This is a genomic window from Burkholderia sp. Ac-20344 (genome assembly GCF_017104975.1).
In the GTDB taxonomy this organism is placed as follows: domain Bacteria; phylum Pseudomonadota; class Gammaproteobacteria; order Burkholderiales; family Burkholderiaceae; genus Burkholderia.
The window spans coordinates 23197-45158 of record NZ_JAAGPP010000013.1; the positions used below are offsets into that span (position 1 = coordinate 23197).

At 67.1% G+C, this 21962-nt stretch carries 19 protein-coding genes; 8 read left to right on the forward strand and 11 right to left on the reverse strand.

From position 1 onward, the window contains the following. Positions 1–7: 7 nt before the first annotated feature. Positions 8–1531, reverse strand: a complete 1524-nt coding sequence (gene glpD / locus G3N64_RS06660) for a glycerol-3-phosphate dehydrogenase (RefSeq protein WP_205782955.1) — start codon at positions 1529–1531, stop codon at positions 8–10. Between the two features lie 162 nt (positions 1532–1693). Here glpD and G3N64_RS06665 point away from each other — a divergent pair, with 162 nt between their 5' ends. Further along, positions 1694–2062 (forward strand): hypothetical protein, encoded by a 369-nt coding sequence (locus G3N64_RS06665; protein WP_205782957.1) that lies wholly within the window; start codon positions 1694–1696, stop codon positions 2060–2062. Between the two features lie 89 nt (positions 2063–2151). Here the strand turns inward: G3N64_RS06665 and G3N64_RS06670 are convergent, their stop codons facing one another. Together G3N64_RS06670 and G3N64_RS06675 are read right to left on the reverse strand one after the other, a co-directional pair. Next, the gene (locus tag G3N64_RS06670; RefSeq protein WP_006751304.1) at positions 2152–2349 is read right to left on the reverse strand and encodes a hypothetical protein; all 198 of its coding nucleotides are present in this window, start codon (positions 2347–2349) and stop codon (positions 2152–2154) included. A 302-nt stretch (positions 2350–2651) separates the two neighbouring features. Beyond that, complete coding sequence (locus G3N64_RS06675; protein WP_048025981.1) at positions 2652–3431, reverse strand: DeoR/GlpR family DNA-binding transcription regulator; 780 nt, start codon at positions 3429–3431, stop codon at positions 2652–2654. A gap of 222 nt (positions 3432–3653) precedes the next feature. Here G3N64_RS06675 and G3N64_RS06680 point away from each other — a divergent pair, with 222 nt between their 5' ends. From G3N64_RS06680 to G3N64_RS06690, 3 genes are all read left to right on the forward strand, one after another. Next, positions 3654–5294, forward strand: coding sequence for a gamma-glutamyltransferase family protein (locus G3N64_RS06680; protein WP_205782958.1), 1641 nt, complete (start codon positions 3654–3656; stop codon positions 5292–5294). A 328-nt stretch (positions 5295–5622) separates the two neighbouring features. Then, positions 5623–6450: a ferritin-like domain-containing protein gene (locus G3N64_RS06685; RefSeq protein ID WP_205782960.1), complete on the forward strand. Its 828-nt coding sequence runs from the start codon at positions 5623–5625 to the stop codon at positions 6448–6450. 70 nt (positions 6451–6520) lie between these two features. Then, positions 6521–7027, forward strand: coding sequence for a hypothetical protein (locus tag G3N64_RS06690; RefSeq protein WP_205782962.1), 507 nt, complete (start codon positions 6521–6523; stop codon positions 7025–7027). On the opposite strand, the gene G3N64_RS06695 is transcribed toward G3N64_RS06690, so the two are convergent. From G3N64_RS06695 to G3N64_RS06705, 3 genes are all read right to left on the reverse strand, one after another. Then, positions 7021–8469: a DEAD/DEAH box helicase gene (locus tag G3N64_RS06695; protein ID WP_205782971.1), complete on the reverse strand. Its 1449-nt coding sequence runs from the start codon at positions 8467–8469 to the stop codon at positions 7021–7023. The genes G3N64_RS06690 and G3N64_RS06695 overlap by 7 nt on opposite strands. A 137-nt stretch (positions 8470–8606) precedes the next feature. Further along, the gene (locus G3N64_RS06700; RefSeq protein ID WP_205782972.1) at positions 8607–9905 is read right to left on the reverse strand and encodes a cytochrome c; all 1299 of its coding nucleotides are present in this window, start codon (positions 9903–9905) and stop codon (positions 8607–8609) included. A gap of 19 nt (positions 9906–9924) precedes the next feature. Further along, a complete protein-coding gene (locus G3N64_RS06705) occupies positions 9925–10689 on the reverse strand; it encodes a c-type cytochrome (RefSeq protein ID WP_041492946.1) in 765 nt (254 codons plus the stop codon). A 376-nt stretch (positions 10690–11065) separates the two neighbouring features. On the opposite strand from G3N64_RS06705, the gene G3N64_RS06710 reads away from it, so the two are divergent. Further along, complete coding sequence (locus G3N64_RS06710) at positions 11066–11998, forward strand: CopD family protein (protein WP_205782973.1); 933 nt, start codon at positions 11066–11068, stop codon at positions 11996–11998. A 167-nt stretch (positions 11999–12165) separates the two neighbouring features. On the opposite strand, the gene dgoD is transcribed toward G3N64_RS06710, so the two are convergent. Then, positions 12166–13314, reverse strand: a complete 1149-nt coding sequence (gene dgoD / locus G3N64_RS06715) for a galactonate dehydratase (RefSeq protein WP_072443519.1) — start codon at positions 13312–13314, stop codon at positions 12166–12168. A gap of 163 nt (positions 13315–13477) precedes the next feature. Between dgoD and G3N64_RS06720 the strand changes: the two genes are divergently transcribed. Continuing rightward, the gene (locus tag G3N64_RS06720; protein ID WP_205783040.1) at positions 13478–14161 is read left to right on the forward strand and encodes an FCD domain-containing protein; all 684 of its coding nucleotides are present in this window, start codon (positions 13478–13480) and stop codon (positions 14159–14161) included. A 23-nt stretch (positions 14162–14184) separates the two neighbouring features. Here the strand turns inward: G3N64_RS06720 and G3N64_RS06725 are convergent, their stop codons facing one another. After that, on the reverse strand, positions 14185–14430 hold the full coding sequence (locus G3N64_RS06725; RefSeq protein WP_085042327.1) for a DUF1272 domain-containing protein: 246 nt from the start codon (positions 14428–14430) through the stop codon (positions 14185–14187). Between the two features lie 155 nt (positions 14431–14585). Here G3N64_RS06725 and G3N64_RS06730 point away from each other — a divergent pair, with 155 nt between their 5' ends. Then, positions 14586–14933 (forward strand): GFA family protein, encoded by a 348-nt coding sequence (locus G3N64_RS06730; protein ID WP_205782974.1) that lies wholly within the window; start codon positions 14586–14588, stop codon positions 14931–14933. A 34-nt stretch (positions 14934–14967) separates the two neighbouring features. On the opposite strand, the gene G3N64_RS06735 is transcribed toward G3N64_RS06730, so the two are convergent. The 3 genes from G3N64_RS06735 to G3N64_RS06745 form a co-directional block, all read right to left on the reverse strand. Then, positions 14968–18075 (reverse strand): transglycosylase domain-containing protein, encoded by a 3108-nt coding sequence (locus G3N64_RS06735; protein WP_205782977.1) that lies wholly within the window; start codon positions 18073–18075, stop codon positions 14968–14970. Positions 18076–18320: 245 nt separating this feature from the next. After that, a complete protein-coding gene (locus tag G3N64_RS06740; protein ID WP_205782978.1) occupies positions 18321–19208 on the reverse strand; it encodes a LysR family transcriptional regulator in 888 nt (295 codons plus the stop codon). A 291-nt stretch (positions 19209–19499) separates the two neighbouring features. Continuing rightward, a complete protein-coding gene (locus G3N64_RS06745) occupies positions 19500–20417 on the reverse strand; it encodes a LysR substrate-binding domain-containing protein (RefSeq protein ID WP_205782979.1) in 918 nt (305 codons plus the stop codon). Between the two features lie 199 nt (positions 20418–20616). Here G3N64_RS06745 and G3N64_RS06750 point away from each other — a divergent pair, with 199 nt between their 5' ends. Then, positions 20617–21933, forward strand: a complete 1317-nt coding sequence (locus G3N64_RS06750) for an MFS transporter (protein WP_205782981.1) — start codon at positions 20617–20619, stop codon at positions 21931–21933. Positions 21934–21962 lie beyond the last annotated feature (29 nt).

A 21962-nucleotide genomic window follows, 5' to 3' on the forward strand; every position in this document is an offset into this window, starting at 1 on the left:
ATTCGGATCAGGCGTGCGGCGCGTGCGCGGCGGCGAACCACGCGTCGACCGCGGCGGTCACCGCATCGAGCGTGCCCGGCGTCACGTGCAGGCCGAGCTTCGAGCGGCGCCACAGCACGTCCTGCGCGCAGGTCGCCCATTCGGCGTCGCGCAGGTAGCGCAGTTCGGCGTCGTGGATGCCCGGTGCGATTTCGGTGCCGAGCTCGGCGAGCGACTTCGCGCCGTCGATCACGCGTTCCGCGCGCGTGCCGTATGCGCGTGCATAGCGGCGGGCGAGCGCGGCGGGCAGCCACGGATGACGCTTCGCGAACTGCGCGGCGAACGCGTCGAACTTCGCATCGGCGATGTCGCCGCCCGGCAGCGCGACGCCGGCCGTCCAGGTCTTCGCGTCGCGGCCGAGCGCGCGGCACAGCATGTCGCCGGCTTCTTCCGCGAGCTTGCGGAACGTCGTGATCTTGCCGCCGAACACCGACAGCAGCGGGGCGCCCGCGCCGTCGTCCAGCTCGAGGCGGTAGTCGCGCGTGACCGCCGATGCGTTCGCGGCGTTCTCGTCTTCCAGCAGCGGGCGCACGCCCGAGTAGGTCCAGTGCACGTCGGCCGGCGAGATCTTGCGCTTGAAGTAGCGATTGATCGAGTCGCACAGGTACTGCGTCTCGTCGCGATCGATCGCGACCTTCGCGGGATCGTTCGTGTATTCGACGTCGGTCGTGCCGATCAGCGTGAAATCGTGTTCGTACGGAATCGCGAAGATGATCCGCTTGTCCGGGTTCTGGAAGATGTACGCGTGGTCGTGATCGAACAGGCGGCGCGTGATGATGTGGCTGCCCTTCACGAGCCGCACGCTGTGATGCGCGCCGCGGCCGAGCGCGCCGTGCAGCACGTCGCCGACCCACGGGCCGGCCGCGTTCGCGATCGCGCGCGCATGCACGATGCGGATCGAGCCGTCGGCGTGCTGCAGCCGCGCTTCCCATTCGTCGCCGCGGCGCTCGGCGGATACCAGCTTCGTGCGCGTCAGGATCTCGGCGCCGCGCTCCTTCGCATCCATCGCGTTCAGCACGACGAGGCGCGCGTCGTCGACCCAGCCGTCCGAATAGACGAAGCCGCGCTTGATCGAATCGATCAGCGGCGCGCCGGCCGCATGGCGGCGCATGTCGATGCCGCGCGAGCCGGGCAGCAGTTCGCGTTTCGCGAGGTGATCGTAAAGGAACAGGCCGATGCGGATCAGCCAAGCCGGACGCAGGTTCGGCATGTGCGGCATCACGAAGCGCAGCGGCCACATGATGTGCGGCGCCGCGCGCAGCAGCGTCTCGCGCTCCTGCAGCGCCTTGCGCACGAGCCCGAACTCGTTGTACTCGAGGTAGCGCAGGCCGCCGTGAATCAGCTTCGTGCTGGACGACGACGTGTGCGACGCGAGATCGTCCTGCTCGCAGAGCATGACCGACAGGCCGCGGCCGGCCGCATCGCGCGCGATGCCCGCGCCGTTGATGCCGCCGCCGACGACGAGCAGATCGTAGCGATTCGGTTGGGTCACCTGCTGTCCTTATCGTCTGAGAGAAATGGTTGAACAGAAAATGTTCGAATTCGAAATTTAACGAACGAAATCGAAAAAGTAAAGTTCGAAAAAGCGGGGCCAGTAGCGCGCGGCGCGATCCCGGACGATACTGGCGGAATCGACCGTTTCGCGAGGTGAATCATGCGTATTGGGATGTGGGCCGGCGTGTGCGCCGTCCTTCTGGCGGGGTGCAGTGCCGGCATGCCGCCGCTCGTCGGCAACTGGCGCACGCCGTCGTTCGTCGACCTGCAGACGTCGTGCGGCGGCACGGCGCGAGACTGGGGTGCGGACGCGCAGCCGGTCTACTCGACGCTGGTCGACGCATATGTGGCGAAACGGTATCGCGGGCTGACCGAAGCGAACTATTGTGCGTTCGTAAACGAACTTTCGACCCACTATGTGGCGCCTGACGCGGCGGCGCGCGCCGGCTGGATCGCGTATTTCAACGGCGCGCGCGCGCAGGCCATCAGCTGGCGGGCGGCGGTCGATCCGACGCTGCGCGGCGGCTGAAGCAGGCCGCGGCGGGCCGGCGAGAGAAACGGAAACGACCGCGCGGCCCGGAATCCGGGCGGCACGGTCGGGTCAGGAACGGTGTGGTCTTACGAATAGCGGTATTTGATGGATCGCAGCGCGGCGTCGCCGGTTTCGGTCACGCAGTATTTGCGCCCCGATCCGAGCCCTTCCAGGCGAACGAGCTGCTGTTCGAGCAGTGCATCGATCTCGTCCCGATCCATGTTGGTTTGATCGGGGGCATCCTTCACAAGCAATAGCGTGGCGAATTCATGCGGACTCAGCATCGTTCTCTCCATGGCGACCAGTCAGCCCGCGCGGCCGGCGCAAAAGCCGACGCGCGATACCCATCGGGGTATGGCTTGGGGGGAAAGCTGTATTCGCCGGCCATGCCATTCGTCCGCGCCCTGGCACAGGCGGAACGGTCGAACGGGCCGGGGAACTGGAGTCTAGTCGAGCGCGCAGGCAACGACAAATCGTGCCCCGTTAATTTTCCCTTTGACAGCCGGGGCGCGCGCAAGCGGTTTGCTTGCGACGCCAACTTCTTGATTTCACTTGAAGTTTCAGGTGCGGTGCAGCATGGGAACCGTCACTCCGCGACGTACACCTGGGTGCCGGCGGCCGCCACGGCGTCGGCCATCTCGGGCGGCAGCGGCTTGTCGGTGAAGAGCGCGTGTACCTGGCTCAGATGGCCCTGGCGCACCAGCGCAGGACGGCCGACTTTCGAATGGTCGGCCACAAGGTAGACCGTGCGCGCATGCTGCATGATCGCCTCGGCCACGCGCACCTCGCGCGTGTCGAAGTCGCGCAGCGTGCCGTCGGCTTCGATCGCCGATGTGCCGATGATCGCGTAGTCGACCTTGAACTGGCGGATGAAGTCGATCGCGAGTTCGCCGACGATCCCCTTGTCCCACGGCCGCACGATGCCGCCCGTGATCAGCACCTCGCAGTCGGGGTAGCCGCTCATCATCGACGCGACGTTCAGGTTGTTCGTGATCACGTGCAGCCCGTGGTGGCGGTTCAGCGCGCGCGCGACTTCCTCGGTGGTCGTGCCGAGGTTGATGAACAGCGAGGCCTGGTCGGGAATGTGCGACGCCGCGAGCGCCGCAATGCGCCGCTTCTCGTCGTGGAACATCCGCTGGCGCGCCGTGTACGACACGTTCTCCGAACTGGTCGGCAGGCTCGCGCCGCCGTGATAGCGGCGCAGCAGGTTCAGGTCGGCAAGCCAGTTCACGTCGCGGCGGATCGTCTGTGGCGTCACCGCGAAGTGCGCGGCGAGATCGTCGACGGTCACGAAGCCGTCGCGCTGCACCCATTCGAGCAGTTCCTGCTGACGCGCGTTGAGGGTGAGGCGGGGATCTCGGGTCATGGCTCGATGGTCGTGTCGTGAGACGGAGCGGCTATTGTAAGGGCGGCAACGGCGTTAGGCCGGCCTGGCCCGCATGGTCGCCTGCTATTCATGCGGAAATTGCATTTATTCATGTGACAAATGAATTTGTGCGATTGCGCTGATCGCGCTGGAATGGTGGATTGCCCGCACACGCGGGTGCGCGTCCGGCGCGTTCATTCAGCTTTCGACGAGGTGGAACCGATGACTGGCTTCAACTGGCACAACCCGTATCCGACGACCCGCATTCCGGTATTCGCGCGCAACGTCGTGTCGACGTCGCACCCGCTCGCCGCGCAGGCCGGGCTGCGGATGCTGTGGAAGGGCGGCAACGCGGTCGACGCGGCGCTGGCCGCTGCGGCAGCGATCACGGTCGTCGAGCCCGTGTCGTGCGGGCTCGGCGGCGACGCGTTCGCGCTTGTCTGGGACGGCGAGCGGCTGTCCGGGCTGAACGCGTCGGGCGTCGCACCGGCCGCATGGAACGTCGACTATTTCCGCAAGCGCCACGGCGAGGCCGTGAACGGCCTCGCGAACAAGCCGACGCGCGGCTGGGACACCGTCACCGTGCCGGGCGTGATCGCGGGCTGGGAAGCGCTGCATGCGAAGTTCGGTTCGCTGCCGTTCGCGGAGCTGCTCGAACCGGCGATCGAGATCGCGGAGCGCGGCTATGCGGTGCCGCCGGTCGTCGCGCACAAGTGGGCGGCCGCCGTGCCCGAACTGCAGGGGCTGCCGGGCTTCGCGGACACCTTCATGCCGCGCGGCCGTGCGCCGCTCGTCGGCGAGCGCGTGTGCCTGCCCGGTCATGCGCTGACGCTGCGCACGCTCGCGAAGGAGGGCGCCCGCGCGTTCTACGAGGGCGCGCTCGCCGAGCGCATCGCCGCATTCTCCCGCGAAGGCGGTGGCGCGCTGACCGCAGCCGACCTAGGTGCGTACCGGCCGGAATGGGTCGAGCCGATCGGCAAGCGCTTCGGCCGCCACACGATCCACGAGATTCCACCGAACGGGCAGGGCATCGCCGCGCTGATCGCGCTCGGGATCGCCGAGCACGCGGGCGTGACCGAATGGCCGGTCGATTCGGTCGACTCGCAGCATCTGCAGATCGAGGCGATGAAGCTCGCGTTCGCCGATGTTTATCGCTACGTCGCCGATCCGCGCGCGATGGAAGTCACGCCGGAACAGATGCTCGACGACGCGTATCTCGCCGAACGCGCGAAGCTGATCGATCCCGCGCGCGCGACGCACTTCGGTGCCGGCCGGCCGCATTCGGGCGGCACGATCTACCTGTCGGCAGCCGACGAACGCGGCATGATGGTGAGCTTCATCCAGTCGAACTACATGGGCTTCGGCTCGGGGCTCGTCGTGCCCGGCACCGGCATCGCGCTGCAGAACCGCGGGCACGGCTTCTCGATGGACCCGGCTTCGCCGAACGTCGTCGCGGGCGGCAAGCGGCCGTTCCACACGATCATCCCGGCGTTCGTCACCGAGGAGGTCGACGGCCGCACCGAGGCCGTGATGAGCTTCGGCGTGATGGGCGGCGACATGCAGCCGCAGGGCCATCTGCAGACTGTCGTGCGGATGCTCGGCTACGGGCAGCAGCCGCAGGCTGCCTGCGATGCGCCGCGCTGGAAGGTCAACCGCGACTTCACGCTCGACGTCGAAGCGACGATGAATCGCGCGACCGTCGATGCGCTGGCCGCACGCGGCCATACGATCAAGTCGATCGATGATCCTTACATGGATTTCGGTTCGGGGCAGTTCATCTGGCGCCTCGACCGCGACGATCGCGAGCGCGGCTACGTGGCCGCGAGCGACAGCCGGCGCGACGGTCTGGCGGCCGGTTTCTGACGGATCGCTTCCAGCGTTCGCTTGCAGTTCTTGTCCTTTTGCGGGCGGCCGAACGGCCGCCCGTTTCGTTTGGTGCGGCCCGTTCCGTCGAGCGGCTGCAAGCGGTTCGAAGGACTCGTCTAACGAACGGCAACAAACGCCGCGGAACTGCGCTTGTCGGCTATGGTCAGTGCTCTGGAGCACGAACATCAAAGTCCGGCTAAGATGCCAGCATGGTTCGGCCGGACCAATCCACTATAAACGCAAGTAAAACGCCGCCTGCGGATCGGCTGGCGCCTGTGCCGGAGGCATGGGCCGGCCCCCGCGCAGCGACTGGGAGTGCACCACCATGGACACCGAAACGACGCATGTGATGCCGTGGCGAATCGAAGACATCGACCTGAACCGGATCGATCGTCAGCGTGCCGCCGCGAACGAGGATCTGTTGTTGCTGCTGTGCGCGTCGTCGTTCATCGAAAGCGGCTCGGATCTCTACACGAGCAATCTGAGCCAGTTCTTCAACGACGATCCGGAAGTCTCCGCATGGCTCAACAATGCATGGGAGCACGAAGAATTGCAGCACGGGCGCGCGCTGAAGGCGTACATCGCGCACGTGTGGCCGGAGTTCGACTGGGATACCGCGTTCGCGAACTTCTTCGCCGAGTATTCGCAGACCTGCAAGGTCGAGGCGTTCGAGAAGACTCGCGCGCTCGAGATGGTCGCGCGCTGCGTCGTCGAGACGGGCACGGCCACGCTCTATCGCGCGATCAACGAATGCTCGGACGAGCCGGTGCTGAAGGAAATCACCGACAACATCCGCACGGACGAAGTGCGTCACTACAAGCACTTCTTCAAGTTCTTCAAGAAGTACAACCAGGTCGAAGGCAACGGCCGGCTCGCGGTGCTCGGCGCACTGGCGCGCCGCGTGATGGAAATCAAGAACGAGGATTCCGAGATCGCGCTGCGCCACGTGTTCGCGGTCCGCTACCCGGATCGTGTCGGCGACAGCCAGTACAACCGCGAGCGCGCCGCGCGCATCAGCACGCTCGTGCGGCGCAACCTGTCGGCCGACATGTGCGTGAAGATGCTGCTCAAGCCGCTCGACCTGCCCGCGAAGATCCAGCCGGGCGTCCACTATCCGCTCACGAAGATCACGCGGCACGTGTTCCTGCGCTGATCGCCGCGGCGCGGCCCGTCGCGCGTATGCTGCGGCTTCTTCATCCGCTTTCCACCGGGGCCACGCCATCATGACCGATACCCATCGCCACGCGCTCGAACAATGGACGTTCGATGCGTGGCCGCCGGCCGTCGTCGCGCTGTTCGACGGCACCGCGCTCGAGCGTCATGCCGACTTCGCCGCATCGCTGATCGTCGCGACCGACGACGGCCAGTTGCGCACGACGCTGCTCGGCGTCGGCGAGATCTATGCACACGATGCACGCACGCTGCTGCTGGCGCTCTGGCCGCGATCGCGTGCGGCGCGCGCGATCGCGCAACGGCATACGGCCGCGTTGACGCTCGTCGCGGACGGCGCGTTCTTTCAGGCGCAATTGAGGATGGCGCCGCTCGAAGGAGACTTCGGCGGACTGGCCGGATTCGCTGCGACGATCGCGCACGGCGATGCGCAGCGGGTCGGCTATGCGCGTCTCGCGACAGGCGTCACGTTCACGCTGGAAGGGGAGCGCACCGCGGTGCTCGTGCGCTGGCAACGCCAGGTCGAGCACCTGCGGCGCGCAGCCGCGCGGCTTCAGTGACCGCGCTGGCCGCTGCGCGACGAACGGTTGCGGTTCGCGTGCGCGGCATTGCCGTTCGCCGGGCGTGCGCTGTTGCTGCCGCCCGAAGGACGCCCGCTGTTGCCGCCGGCGCCGCCTTGCCCTTGCGTGCGCGGCTTCGCGGCCTTTTGCTGCGATGCCTTCGGTTGCGCGTTGCCGTCGCGTTTCGCGGCCGGCTGGCCTGAGCCGCCCGCGCGCGGCTGGCGATTGCCGCCGCCGCCACCACTGCCGCGCGGCTGCTGCTGGCCGCGGCGCTGCTGGATCGGCTCCGGCTTCACGTTCGGATCGGGTTCGAAGCCCGCGATCACTTCCTGCGGAATCTCGCGCTTGATCAGCCGCTCGATGTCGCGCAGCAGTTGCTTTTCATCGACGCACACGAGCGACACCGCTTCGCCGGTCGCACCCGCGCGGCCCGTGCGGCCGATCCGGTGCACGTAATCCTCGGGTACGTTCGGCAGGTCGAAGTTGACGACGTGCGGCAACTGGTCGATGTCGATCCCGCGCGCGGCGATATCGGTCGCGACGAGCACCTGCAGCGTGCTGTTCTTGAACTCGGCCAGCGCGCGCGTGCGGGCCGACTGGCTCTTGTTGCCGTGGATCGCCATCGCGCTGATGCCGTCCTTCGTCAACTGCTCGGCGAGCCGGTTCGCGCCGTGCTTCGTGCGCGTGAACACGAGCACCTGGAACCAGTTGTGTTCGCGGATCAGGTGCGTGAGCAGCTCGCGCTTGCGATCGCGGTCGACCGGGTGGATCTTCTGCGCGACGCTTTCGGCGGTCGTGTTGCGGCGAGCGACCTCGATCAGCGCGGGCGAATCGAGCAGGCTGTCGGCGAGCGACTTGATCTCGTCGGAGAAGGTGGCCGAGAACAGCAGGTTCTGGCGGTCCGGCGGCAGCTTCGCGAGCACGCGCTTGATGTCGTGGATGAAGCCCATGTCGAGCATCCGGTCGGCTTCGTCGAGCACGAGGATGTCGAGATCCGACAGGTCGATGGTCTTCTGCTGCATGTGGTCGAGCAGGCGGCCCGGCGTCGCGACGACGATGTCGACGCCGCGCTTGAGCGCATCGATCTGCGGATTGATGCTGACGCCGCCGAACATCACGGTCGAGCGCAGCTTCAGATATTTGCTGTATGCACGGACGCTTTCCTCGACCTGCGCGGCGAGTTCGCGCGTCGGCGTGAGGATCAGCGCGCGCACCGCGCGCTTCGCACCGCGATTGTCAGCGTAGAACGTGTGCAGGCGTTGCAGGATCGGCAGCGTGAAGCCGGCGGTCTTGCCGGTGCCCGTTTGCGCGCCGGCGAGCAGGTCGCCGCCGCCGAGGACGGCCGGGATCGCCTGCTGCTGGATCGGAGTCGGCGACGTGTAGCCGAGCTCGTTGACCGCCTTGACCAGCGGTTCGGCCAGGCCGAGAGATTCGAAAGACATAGATACCACTCTTGAGTTTTATGATCGGCGATGCATCGCGCGGCCCGCGCGGCAAACCTGCATCGCTAAACAGCCAAAAAGCAAAAGGGCGCGGCCGCGGTTTCCCGCAGCCGCGCCCCGTTTGTGTGAGCCGCTTCTTAGTCGAGCGGCGCGGAACGCAGGTCGCTCACCTGTTGCGGCGAGATCGGCGTACCGTTGTTACCCCAAGACATCCGAATATACGTGACGACCGCCGCGACTTCCTGGTTCGACAACGACTGTGCGAACGGCGGCATCCCGTACGGACGCGGATTCTTGAACGTGCTCGGCGGATAGCCACCGTTCAGCACCATGCGGATCGGGTTGACCGCCGATTCCATCATGATCGAGTGGTTGCCCGCGAGCGGCGGATAGGCCGGCGGCTTGCCCGCGCCGCTTTCGGCGTGGCAGGTCGCGCAGTTGTCCGCGTAGATCTTCTTGCCCTGGTCGAACAGCGTGTTGCCGAACTGCTTCGACGGCTCGTACTGCATGTTCTTCGGCGCTTCAGCCTTCTGCGGGATCGACTTCAGGTACGTCGACATCGCGCGCGTATCTTCGTCGGTCATGTACTGCAGGCTGTTGTGGACCACGTCCGCCATCGGGCCGAACACTGCGCCCTTCTGCGACACGCCGGCCTGCAGCAGGTCGGACAGCTCCTGCACGTGCCAGTCGCCGAGGCCGAGTTCCTTGTCGTTCGTCAGCGACGGCGCATACCAGTTCTGCAGCGGGATCAGGCCGCCTGCGAACGCCGACGAGGTCACTGGGCCGCCCATCATGTTGATCGACGTGTGGCACATCGAGCAGTGGCCGAGGCCTTCGACGAGGTACGCGCCGCGGTTCCATTCGACCGACTTGGTCGGATCCGGCTTGTACTCGCCTTCCTTGAAGAACAGCGTGCGCCAGCCGATCAGCAGGTTGCGGTTGTTGAACGGGAACTTCAGTTCGTGCGGACGGCTCGGCACCGACACCGGCGCGACCGAGCGCAGGTACGCGTAGATCGCATCCGAATCCGAGCGCGTGACCTTCGTGTAGCTCGCGAACGGGAAGCCCGGGTAGAGCAGGCTGCCGTCCTTCGAACGGCCGGTATGCATCGCGCGGTAGAAGTCGTCCGACGTCCACTTGCCGATGCCGTCCTTGTCGTCCGGCGTGATGTTCGGCGTGTACATCGTGCCGAACGGCGTCGCCATCGGCAGGCCGCCCGCGAACGACTTGCCGCCGCGCACGGTGTGGCACGCGATACAGTCGCCGACGCGCGCGAGGTATTCGCCCTTCTTGATCAGCGCGGCCTGGTCGGCCGGCGTGGCCGCGACGGCGGAGGCGCCGTGCAGCGTGTCGTTACCCGGCCACAGGACCGGCACGAGGGCGGCAGCCGCGACGATCGCGGCAGCCGAGAGTGCAAACAGGGACTTGCGTTTCATTGTGTCTGTCTCCCTTGCCTTATTGCGGTTCGCTGCCGCAGGCGAGCGGAGTCTTCATCGAACGCGCCGGAGCCGGCACGGGGTTGGCGGGCGCCGGTTGCGCGGCGAGCCATGCGGTCACGGCCGTCACGTCTTCGTCGGAAAGCTTCGAAGCGACGTCATGCATGCAATCGGGCGCCTTCGCGTGACGGTTGCCCGAACGCCATGCACCGATCTGCGCGCTCAGGTAGTCGGCGTGCAGGCCGACCAGGCCCGGGATCGCCGGCTGCATGCCGGTCAGCGTCGCGCCGTGGCAGGCCACGCACGCCGGCAGCTTGCGGGACGGGTCGCCTTGCGTGACGAGCTGCTTGCCGCGCGCGAGCGTCGCGGCCGGCAGCGTCGGCTTCGCCGGCGCCGGGTACGGCGGGCGTTCGGCCGAGAAGTGCTCGGCCATCTCGCGCAGGTAGTCGTCGTTCAGGTACGTCAGCAGGTAGTTCATCGGCGGGTACTTGCGCCGGCCGTCACGGAAGTTGACGAGCTGGTTGTACAGGTACTCGGCCGGCTTGCCGGCAAGACGCGGGAAGTAGTCGTTGTCCGTGCCCTGGCCATGGACGCCATGGCAGGCCGTACAGCCGCGCACGCGCTCGGCCATGGTATCGGGTGCCTTGAGCGGCGCCTGCTGGGCGTGCGCTTGCTCCGTGGGCTTGGTCTGCGCTTGGGCAGCGCTCATAAGGCCCGCGCTGCCGAACATCAGAACGGCGAGCAGCGGACGGAAGAGGCGTCTTGAAGACACACGAGACTCCATGTTTATTCGACGGGGACCTGTCCGGGCTACGATCGGCTCGGCGCATGACGGCAAGGCAGCCGGGCTGCTGCGACGCGGCATTCTATCATCGATGGGTAATGGCGGCTATTTGGCAAAAGGACAGCGGTTCCTGTCCGTTTGCGACTTGCGACAATTTGACGCGCATTGCGACGCACCCGTGTGAACCGGCGTGCGTTTTCACCATCGAAGACCGTACACTCGCGGGTCGCGCGGCGCCGCCTCCGCCGCAGGTCCAGTCATTTCTCCCGTTTCCGGATTCATCGATGACGTTTTCTACCGTGCCGTTGCCTTCCTCACGCTGTCTGTCCCGCTGTTGCCGCACCGTCGGCCTGCCGCATTCGGGAGGGCGTGCGCGATGAAGTTCGACAGCTTGTGGATCGGTCAGGTCGCGCTCGCGGCGCTGATGGACGCCGCGTTCGCGATCGCGGTCGGCTCGGCGCTGCTCAAGGCCTGGCTCGGCAAGGACGGTGCGCGTCCGGTCGTCGCGCCGTCGCATCCCGCGTGGCTGCGCGCGCAACATTCGCTGGTCGCGGCGGCGCTGGCGCTGGTGCTCGCGGATCTCGGCTGGCTCGTCTACGAGGCCGCGACGATGAGCGGGGCGGGGCTCGGCGGCGCGTTCGCCGCGATTCCCGTCATGCTGATGCAGACGCATACGGGCTTCGCGTGGAGCGTCGCGTTCGCCGGCGCCGTGGTGCTCGCGATCGTCGCGCTGGCGAAGCCGGACGGCCCGGTCGCACACGCGGTGCTGTGGCTCGCGGTGATCGTGGTCGCGGCCGGCAAGGCGTCGCTCGGCCATGCGGCCGATACGGGCGCGCTGTCCGCGGCGGTCGGCGTGCAGACGCTGCACCTGCTCGCAACCGCCGTGTGGGGCGGCCTCGTGCTCGCGGGCGGGCTCGCGGTGCTGCCGGCGCTCGGTTCGTCGGTCGCGCGCGGGGCGCTGATCCGCATCGGCCAGCATCTGTCGCGTACGTCGATCATCGCGGTCGTCTTCGTGCTCGGCACCGGCGCACTCAACGCGATCCGCGGGCTCGGCGGTTCGCTCGCGCCGCTCGACGGCAGCACGTGGGGGCGCGTGTTGCTGCTGAAGCTGCTGCTCGTCGCGCTTGCGCTCGTGCTCGGCGGCCTGAACCGATTCGCGGCGCTGCCGCGCCTGCGCCGCACCGCGTCGACCGAGGATGCGCACACGTTCCGCAACATCCTGCATCTCGAAGCGCTGACGACGATCGGCGTGTTCGTCGCGGCCGCGGTGCTGTCGTTCAGTGTGCCGGGGTTCGCGGCGCTCGGCTGACGGCAGGATTCGCGCGGCGCGGCGCAAGGCTGCCGAACGCGCGCCCGGCACGCGCCGGGTGTCGCACCGCGCATGCAAAAACGGCTGCCCGTCGGGCAGCCGTTCTCGAATCGAAACCTATCGCGACTTACCGCGCGGGCCGCAGCCGCGCGCGTTGTCCCTCGCGCTCACCACTCGGCGACGCTGCCGTCCGCGTGGCGCCACACCGGGTTGCGCCAGCGGTGGCCCGTCTTCGCCATCTCGCGCACCTTCTCCTCGTTCACGTCGATGCCGAGCCCCGGGCCCTGCGGGATCGCGACGAAGCCGTCCTCGTAGCGGAACACCTCGGGGTTGCGCAGGTAGTCGAGCAGGTCGTTGCCCTGGTTGTAGTGGATGCCGAGGCTCTGCTCCTGGATGAACGCGTTGTAGCTGACCGCGTCGAGCTGCAGGCACGCGGCGAGCGCGATCGGGCCGAGCGGGCAGTGCAGCGCGAGCGCGACGTCGTAGCTCTCCGCGAGCGTCGCGATCTTGCGGCACTCGGTGATGCCGCCCGCGTGCGACGCGTCGGGCTGGATGATGTCGACGTAGCCGCCCGCGAGGATGTGCTTGAAATCCCAGCGCGAGTAGAGCCGCTCGCCGAGCGCGATCGGCGTGTTGGTCTGGTTGACGATGTCGCGCAGCGCCTCGGCGTTTTCCGACAGCACCGGCTCCTCGATGAACATCAGCTTGTACGGGTCGAGCTCCTTCGCGAGCACCTTCGCCATCGGCTTGTGCACGCGGCCGTGGAAGTCGACGCCGATCCCGACGTGCGGGCCGACCGCGTCGCGCACCGCCGCGACGTTCGCGATCACCTGCTCGACCTTGTCGTAGGTGTCGACGATCTGCAGTTCCTCGGAGCCGTTCATCTTCACGGCCTTGAAGCCGCGCTCGACCACCGCGCGCGCATTGTTCGCGACGTCGCTCGGCCGGTCGCCGCCGATCCACGAATACACCTTGATGCGATCGCGCACCTGGCCGCCGAGCAGCGCATGCACGGGCACGCCGTGATGCTTGCCCTTGATGTCCCACAGCGCCTGATCGACGCCCGCGATCGCGCTCATCATGATCGGGCCGCCGCGGTAGAAGCCCGCGCGGTACATCACCTGCCAGTGATCCTCGATCAGCAGCGGGTCGCGGCCGACGAGGTAGTCGGCCAGTTCCTGCACGGCGGCCTCGACCGTGTGCGCGCGGCCTTCGACGATCGGTTCGCCCCAGCCGACGATGCCTTCGTCGGTTTCGATCTTGAGGAACAGCCAGCGCGGCGGGACGACGAAGGTTTCGAGGCGGGTGATTTTCACGATGCGGGTCTCCGGGGTTGACCGGCGCGGGCAGTCGGGCGCGGCGCACGGTCGCATGATTTCGCGGTTATCCTAGCGCAGACCGATAAAAAATAGTATTAATAGCACTATTGTGCAGATAGTGGGCAGCCGGCACGCCCGGGGACCGGCATAACGGAGAACGATCATTCGACGCGACCTGCATGGACAGACGGCCTTCCGGCTTGCCACGGCGATCCTGCGCGGCGACTACCCGCCCGAGTCGCTGCTGCCGAGGGAGCCCGACCTGATGGCGCTGTACGGCGTGAGCCGCACGGTGATGCGCGAGGCGCTGCGTACGCTCACGTCGAAGGGGCTCGTCGAATCGCGGCCGAAGATCGGCACGCGCGTGCGGCCGCGCGGCGTGTGGAACCTGCTCGACGCCGACCTGCTCGACTGGTACGCGCGTGTCGCGCCGCCGCTCGCGTTCGCGCTGAAGCTGCAGGAGATGCGCGAGATGGTCGAGCCGTACGCGGCCGCGCTCGCCGCGCGCATGCATACGCCGGACACGTTCGACGCGATCGACGCTGCGGCGCGCGCGATGGCCGCCGCGCGCAACGTCGACGAATGGGTGCGCGCCGACCTGCGCTTTCACCTGAGCGTGCTCGAGGCCGGCGGCAACGAGCTGCTGGTGCCGCTCGGCGCGCTGATCGATCGCACGCTCGAGGCGCAACTGCATCTGAATGCGCGCCGCGCAGACGTGTACAACGCGTCGCTCGCCGAGCACACGGCCGTCAGCGACGCGATCCGCGTGCGCGACGAGGACGGTGCGCGCCGCGCGATGGCGGCGCTGCTCGCGGTGACGCGCGCGCGGATCGAGATGTCGTGACGGGCGCGGGCGGGGCGGCGCCGTCAGGCGTTCGCGCAGCCACCCGGCTTGTGGATGCGCTCGGTCGACGCCGGGTATTTCGCGAGCAGGCTCGCCGACCGCCGCGGGCGCACGACCAGGTCGCCGCCGCAGTTCGGGCAGCGGCCCTTCAGCACGTCGTCGGCGCAGGTCGCGCAGAACGTGCACTCGAACGTACAGATGCGTGCATCCGCCGAATCGGGCGGCAGGTCCTTGTCGCAGCATTCGCAGCCGGGGCGCAGTTCGAGCATGACGGTTTTCCTCGGGTTCGGGCAGGGTCGGGACGGGCGGCGCCGGACATTGCGTGCGGCGCATGTGCGCGCTACTGTACCTGCTTGGATCGGCCCGGCCAACAGTGTCCCGCCGGGGCACCGTCGATGCGCACGGGCCGCACCGGGAGACGACCATGCTTTATCGCGGAAGCTGTCACTGCGGAGACGTGAAGTTCGAGGCGGAAGGCGACCTGCAGGGCGTGATGGCGTGCAATTGCTCGATCTGCCAGCGCAAGGGCGCGCTGATGTGGTTCGTGCCGCGCGACCACATGACACTCCTCACGCCCGACGAACATCTCGCCACCTACACGTTCAACAAGCACGTGATCAAGCACCGCTTCTGCAAGCGCTGCGGGATTCACACGTTCGGCGAGGGCGTCCACCCGAACGGCACCGCGATGGCCGCGATCAACGTGCGCTGTCTCGAAGGTGTCGATATCGACGCGCTGCCGGTCACGCACTACGACGGCCGCTCGCACTGAGCGGCGCGTCGGCGCATGAACGTCCGCGCGGCCGTCAGGACGGTTGCGCGGCAGCGGCACCCGGCGCGGGTGTTTCCGCCTGCGGGGCGGGGCCCGCGGTGTGCGTGCCGGTGCCGGCCGGGCGTTCGATCAGCGGGGCGAGCGCCGGCGCCATCGACTTCAGCAACTGCACGGCCATCGCGCTCGTGAAGTCGTAGCGCGCCGCATACGGTTCGTGCGCCGTTGCGGTCAGGACCCCGAAGAACCGGTCGCCGAGCACGAACACGAACGTGCCGCTGCGGTTCACCTTGCGCGACTCGATCAGCCGCGCGCCGCGCGCATAGACGTTGAAGCGCTGGTCGCCCGTCCCCGTCTTGCCGTACACGTCGAGCGTCTTGCCGTCGGGCAGCGTGAAGCCGCCCGCGAGGCGCCGCGCGGTGCCGTTGAGCACGACGCCGCGTAGCAGCGTATGCACGACGTTGACGATCTCCGGCGACAGCATCGGCTGCGGCTGCGCGGCCGCGCGCACGAAGCGCGTTTCATACGGCGTGCCCTTCGCGAAGTCGAGCCGCGTGATCGTCTCGGTCGGCGCTTTCTGGCCGCCGTTCGCGATCAGGCCGATCAGTTTCGCGAGTGCGTCGGGCTGGTCGCCCGATGCGCCGATCGCGGCCGCGTACGACGGCGTGACTTCCGCGAACGGGTAGCCGAGCGCGCGCCACGACTTCGTGATTTCCGCGTACGCGCGCAGCTCGACCATGCGGCGGATGCGGCGGTCCTGGGTCGCGTGGTAGCGCGTCTTGTACAGCCACGAGTACGTGTAGAAACGTGCATCGCGGCTCTCGCGCTGGACATCGGCAAGCGACGCCGCCGGGTGCGCGCGCAGGTAGTTGAGCGTCCACAGCGCGAGCGGATGCACGCTCGCGATATAGCCGCGATCGTTGAGGTTGAAGCGGTCGATCGCGTACTTCGCGTAGAGCCTGGCGAGGTCGTCGTCGGACAGCGTCGCGGCCGGCGTGCCCTTCAGTTGCGCGCGCATCTGCGCGTCGAACCACGCGAGCGATTCGTTCGGCGCGACGCTGCGCAGCACCGTCGCAATTTTCGGCGGCGACTTGCGCACGTCCTTCAGCATCAGCGCGAGCGCGTCGTCGGGCGCCTTGCCTGCATAGCGCGTGTAGTAGCGCTTCACGTAGACCTGGCTTTCGCCGTCGACGAACTGCCGCAGGTAATGCTGGCGCTGCCCCGGATCGCCGAGCCACGACGTCGACGGGCCGGCGGCCTGCAGCGTCTCGTAGTGGACGATGTCGCGCATCAGCCGCACGAACACGAGGTTGACCGAATGCTCGAACGCGGCGTGCAGCGTCAGGATGCGGCCGTTGTCCGATTTCTCGAAGTTCGAGAACACCTGTGCGCCGCCGCCCGTGTAGAACACGTCGGGGCTCGCCGAGTATTTGCGCTCGACGGACGCGTCGAGCATCGCCTGCAGCGAGCGGTCGCGCGTATGCGACAGATAGTCGAGCGCCCACCGCGACAGCCCGTCGATCGGGTCGGGCTTCACGCGGGCCAGCTCCGCGTTCGACAGGTTCGCGTAGCGCGCATGCAGGTCGGACACGATCTGCAGGTAGGTGATCAGCGTACGCAGTTTCGCGGTCGAGCCGAGGTTGATGCGGCCGCCGCGATTGACGTCGAACGGCTCGTTCACGCTGTCGGTCTGCACGCGCAGCAGGTTCGCGCCGTTGCGGCGTTCGTACAGCGTGAAGCTGTACGTGAGGTGCGACGGGTCGTCCTTCGGCGCGAGCATCTCGAAACCGTACAGGCCGGCGGCCTGCGCGCCGTCGCGCGTCGACGCCTTCGCGAGCCGCTCTGCGACGGCCCGCTGCACGCCGTTGTCGAGCGTGCTCGTCGCCTCCAGGTCGAACTGGTCGAGCTGGTACACGTCGCTGATGCCGAGCGCCGACAGTAGCGATGCGCGCGCGGACGTCACGGCCTTGCGCGACACGAACGACTGCACGTGCGCGGCGGCCGGTGGCGCGCTGCGTTCGATCTGCGCGGCGAGCGCGGCATCGCGCAGCGCGGGCGAGATCACGCCGCCGTTCGACAGCAGCCGCAGGTAGCTGTCGGTCAGCTTCTGCAGCGCCGGATAGCCGCGGTTGAGGAAGTACGACGGCGCACGCTGCGCGATGATCAGCGACAGCACTTCGCGGAACGTCTTGCCCTGTTCGTCGACGTTGTCGCCGGTCGTCGGCGCGGACAGGATGCGGTTCACGTCGTTGAAGTCGCGGCCGTACCACGCGGCGAGACCGTCGCCGATGCCGGTGATCTCGCCGATATGCGGCCGCGCGGCGAGCGGCACCGAGTTCAGGTAGCGCACGACGATGGTGCGGCGCGCGAGCATCGTCTGCGGGCCGTTCAGGTACGCGCGCACCGACGCGGACCCGATCTGCCGCAGCTTCTCGGGCGGCGTCGCGGTGCGGCCTTCGGGCGAATGACGGAACTTCTCGATCTGCGTCGCGAGCGTGCTGCCGCCCGGGCGCGCCTGGTGACGGTTGACGACGTGCAGCGCCTGGTCGGCGAGTGCGCGGCTGAAGCGCCCCCAGTCGATCGCCGGGTTGCGGTTCGGCTCGTTCGCATCGAGCAGGTAGCGATCCTCGATGAACAGCAGCGAATCGACGACCACGCGCGGCACCGTGTCGAAGTCGGCGTATACGCGCTGCGGGAACACGGTCGCGAACAGCGGCGCGCCGGTCGAGTCGAACAGCATCAGGCCCGCCTGGTCCTTCTCTTCGAACGGGAGGAACAAGCCGCGATCGCCGAGCGACAGCATCCGTTGCGAATCGCGCGCCTGCTTGCCGACGACGAAGCCGCGCGCGAGCAGCCGCTCCTGAAACGCCGGAATCATCGCGTAGCCGAGGCGCTGGTCGTACGGGCCGTTCGCGGGAAAGCGGATGTGATCGCTCGGGCCCGTCTCGACCGTATAGCCGACGTCGCGGGTGAGCTCGGACAGGTAGTGCGCCTGCAGCCGGGACGTTTCGAACTCGCTCTGCACGAGCCGCGCAACGATCGCGACCGCGATCAGCAGCGCGGCCAGCAAAGACCACTTGACCCACGTCCAGACCGATGCGAGACCGGTCACGCGCGGCAGGATACGATTCAGCGGCCGATTCATGGCGGCGTCTCCCTGAAGGCGCGGGCTCCGGCCGCACCCCATTAAGGATTAGTGTAGTCCTCAACAGCGGGCTGCCAAGGGCGGTTCTCTACGGAGATGCACCGGCGCAACAGATGTGCCCGCACGGTTCGCGGGTCGTGGCGCGATCGCCCGAGCCCCGGCTGGCGCGCCTTCGCAGGCGTCGGCGGGTGCGTTGGCGGAGCCCGTCATCGATGCAGGAAATGGTGCGCGATCGCATCCTTTTTTCATCTGACGAAATGATCGATCAGGTGATCGACGAACAGCCGGGCCTTGCGTGGAAAGTGCCGCCGGCTCGGGTAGGCGACATTCATCTCGAGTTCCTCGAGCCGATAGTCGGGGAGCAGCGCGAGCAACTGCCCGTCGGCGAGTTCCGCTTCGACGAGGAAGTCGGGCAGGACCGCGATGCCCATGCCCGACAACGCCCAGTTCCGGATCAGCCCGATGTTGTTCGACGATGCGGACTTGTTCGGCCGCACGGTGATGCGCGTAGGGTCGTGATCGAACGACAGGTATTCGCCCGCAAAATCGGCATGGAACGCGAGGCACGCGTGCGACGCGAGATCGTGCGGATGGCCCGGTGCGCCGTGCGTTTCGACATACCGGGGCGCCGCGCAGACGATCCGCTTGAGCCGCGTGAGCGGGCGCTTCACCAGCGTGTTGTTGCTGATGTGCTGCGACAGCAGCAGCCCGACGTCGAAGCCCTCCGACACGAGGTCGACGTTGCGGTCGACGATCGTGACTTCCGGCACGATGGCCGGATGCAGCGTCTTGAACGCGTCGATCGCCGGTGCGAGCACGTGCAGGCCGAACATGACCGGCGCGGCGATCTTCAGCGACCCGATCGGCTCGTGGTGCATCGACGCGATCGTCTCCTCGACGCGGTCGATTTCATCGATCACGTGACGGATCTGCGCGAGATAGAGATGGCCTGCGTCGGTCAGCGACAGGCTGCGCGTCGTGCGGTTCAGCAGACGTGCGCCGAGCCGGTCCTCGATGCCCATGACGAGGCGCGTGGCCGACGAGTTGGAGATGTTCAGTTCCGTCGCCGCACGCGCGAAACTGCGGAGTTCGGCTACCTTGATGAATAGCCGCATTGGCATGAATTCGTCCATTATTTTATTGAGAAACAGAAATTGTTTATTGAATTCTATCTGCCCATTTAATGGAGTTGAACGGCTCGTTGTTGAGAATAAGTGTTATGAAATGGAGTGTTGATTTGGTGTCGGATTGGTTTCAAGATAAAAGGTTGGTGACTGGGCTTTGCCCTGATTTTATCGGTTGAATTTATTTCATATAAATCTACCTGATGGATTTGTATTTAGTAATTGTACGAAAATATACGGGCCTTTTTTATAAAGGCGATGGATATTCGTAATGAAATGCGAATCGAATAGGACGCGTCGCTATCGCCACAGCAGCTTCGCGCGATCGTGCCGGCGTACGGCCTCGACGAAGCAGTGGATCAGGTAGTCACATGCAATCGTGTTCAGCGCATCGCGGCGCGTGAGCACGCCGACCGACACGGCCGGAATCCGCTCCTCGATGTCGATCGCGACCATCCGCTCGCGAATCCAGTCGACCTCCATGAAGCTCCGCGGCACGCAGGACACGGTGTCGGTATGCACCGACAGCGAAAACGCCGCGCTGAACGACGTGCATTCGACGATCGGCTGCGGCGCCGGATAGCCGTGCGCGACGAACATGTCCTGCAGCAGCCGGCCGATGCTTTCCGGCGACGTGTTGAGGATCCATTGCGCGTCCTGCAACTGCGCCAGCGATGTGCAGTGACGCAGCGGATTGCTCGCGCGCGTCATCAGGATCAGCTCCGATTCGAGCAGCGGCCGGAACGCGAATTCGGGCGACAGCCGCGGCGCGTCGACGATCGCGATCACGAAGTCGAGCGAGCCGTCGCGCAGGCACGGCAGCGCCGTGTCGAGAAAGCCTTCGCGCACGTCGAGGCGGATCGTCGGCATCCGCTGGCGGAACGCATCGAGCGCGGCCGGCAGGAAGCCGAGTGACATCAGCGGCGTCAGCGCGCAGGCGAGCGCGCCTTCCTTGCCTCCCGACAACTGGATCACGTCGTCGCGCGCGTGCTGCATCTCCGCAAGGATCAGCCGCGCGCGCGCATAGACGGCCTGCCCGAAACGCGTGAGCTGCGCGCCGCGCGCATTGCGCGTGACGAGCGGCACGCCGAGATCGAGTTCGAGTTCGCGGATCGCCTTCGTCAACGCGGGCTGCGACAGGTGGATCGCGCGTGCGGCCGCGCGCAGGCTGCCGTGTTCGGCGATGGCGGCGAGCGCCCGGAGCTGGTGGTGTTTCACGGCGTGGCGGGGCGCGGCGGCAGTGGCGACGCGCCCATCCTACACCGCGCCGCCGCATTCAAAGCATGCGATAACCGTGCGTTATCACGATCGAAAAATGTCGCTCCGGGCTGCGGTTTTTGAATGCCTAGACTGCATGCGCAGGCCGTCGAACGGGCCGCGCACACGCCACGCACAACCAGTACGGAGACACACCTTCATGAAGGCGCCCCGAGCGGACAGCATGGTCTGCGGGCATGTCGGCAACGTTGCCGCATCCCCGTCCAATCGTCAGTTGATTATCGCGATCACGATCGGCAACGGTCTCGAATTCTTCGATCTCACCGTGTTCAGTTTCTTCGCGGTGCTGCTCGGCAAACTGTTCTTTCCGGCGGTATCCGCGCAGCAGCAATTGCTGATGTCGGTCGCGACCTTCGGTGTCGGCTTCATCGCGCGGCCGGTCGGCGGCGTCGTGATCGGGCTCGTTGCCGACCGCTTCGGCCGCGTGCCCGCGATGAACCTCACGCTCGTCACGATGGCGCTCGGCACCGGAATGATCGGCGTGACGCCGACCTACGCGCAGATCGGCATGGCGGCGCCCGTGCTGGTGATCGTCGCGCGCCTGCTGCAGGGCTTTTCGGCCGGTGGCGAGGTGGGCGTGTCGACGTCGCTGCTCGCCGAGCGCGCGCCGGCCGGCGCGCGCGGCTACTACACGAGCTGGCAGTTCGCGAGCCAGGGCGCCGCGGCGCTCGCCGGTTCGTTCGTCGGCTTCCTGCTGTCGCATTTCCTCGACACGGCCTCGCTCGAATCGTGGGGCTGGCGCGTGCCGTTCCTGCTCGGTGTGCTGATCGCGCCGGTCGGCCTTTACCTGCGCGCGCGCTTCAACGGGATCGAGCAGCACGCGCCGGCCGCGGCCGCGCGGCGTTCATCGGCCGTACTCGGCACCGTGCTGCGGCGCGACGGCGGCGCGGTGCTGACCGCGCTCGGCCTCGTGATCGGCGGCACGGCCGCGCACTTCATCGTGCTGTATTACATGTCGACGTATGCGATCAAGGTGCTGCACCTGCCGATGGATACCGCGCTGTGGTGCGGGATCCTGTCCGGCGCCGTGATGTTCGTCGCCGCGCCGATCGGCGGGCGGCTGTCGGACCGCACCGGCAGCAAGCGTGTCGCGCTGTGGTCGCGCATCGCGCTGACCGTGCTGATCCTGCCGGGCTTCTGGCTGATGCGTGCAGTGCCGTCGATCGCGACGATGGTTGCGGTCGTGATGCTGCTCGCCGCACTGCACTCGATCAATGCCGGCGCGAACGGCGTGATTCTCGCCGAGCTGTTTCCGAAGAGCACGCGTGCGACCGCGCTGTCGATCGCGTATGCGGGCGGCGTGTCGATCTTCGGCGGCTTCGCGCAGTTCATCGTCACGTGGATGATCGGCGCGACCGGCAATCCGGCCGCGCCCGCGTGGTACGTGATCGTCTGCGGCGTGCTGTCGCTCGTCGCGCTTGCGTTCGCGTCCGATCGCAGCGATCGCGATGCGTGACCGACTGCGCCCGATACCGCGTCCTTCCT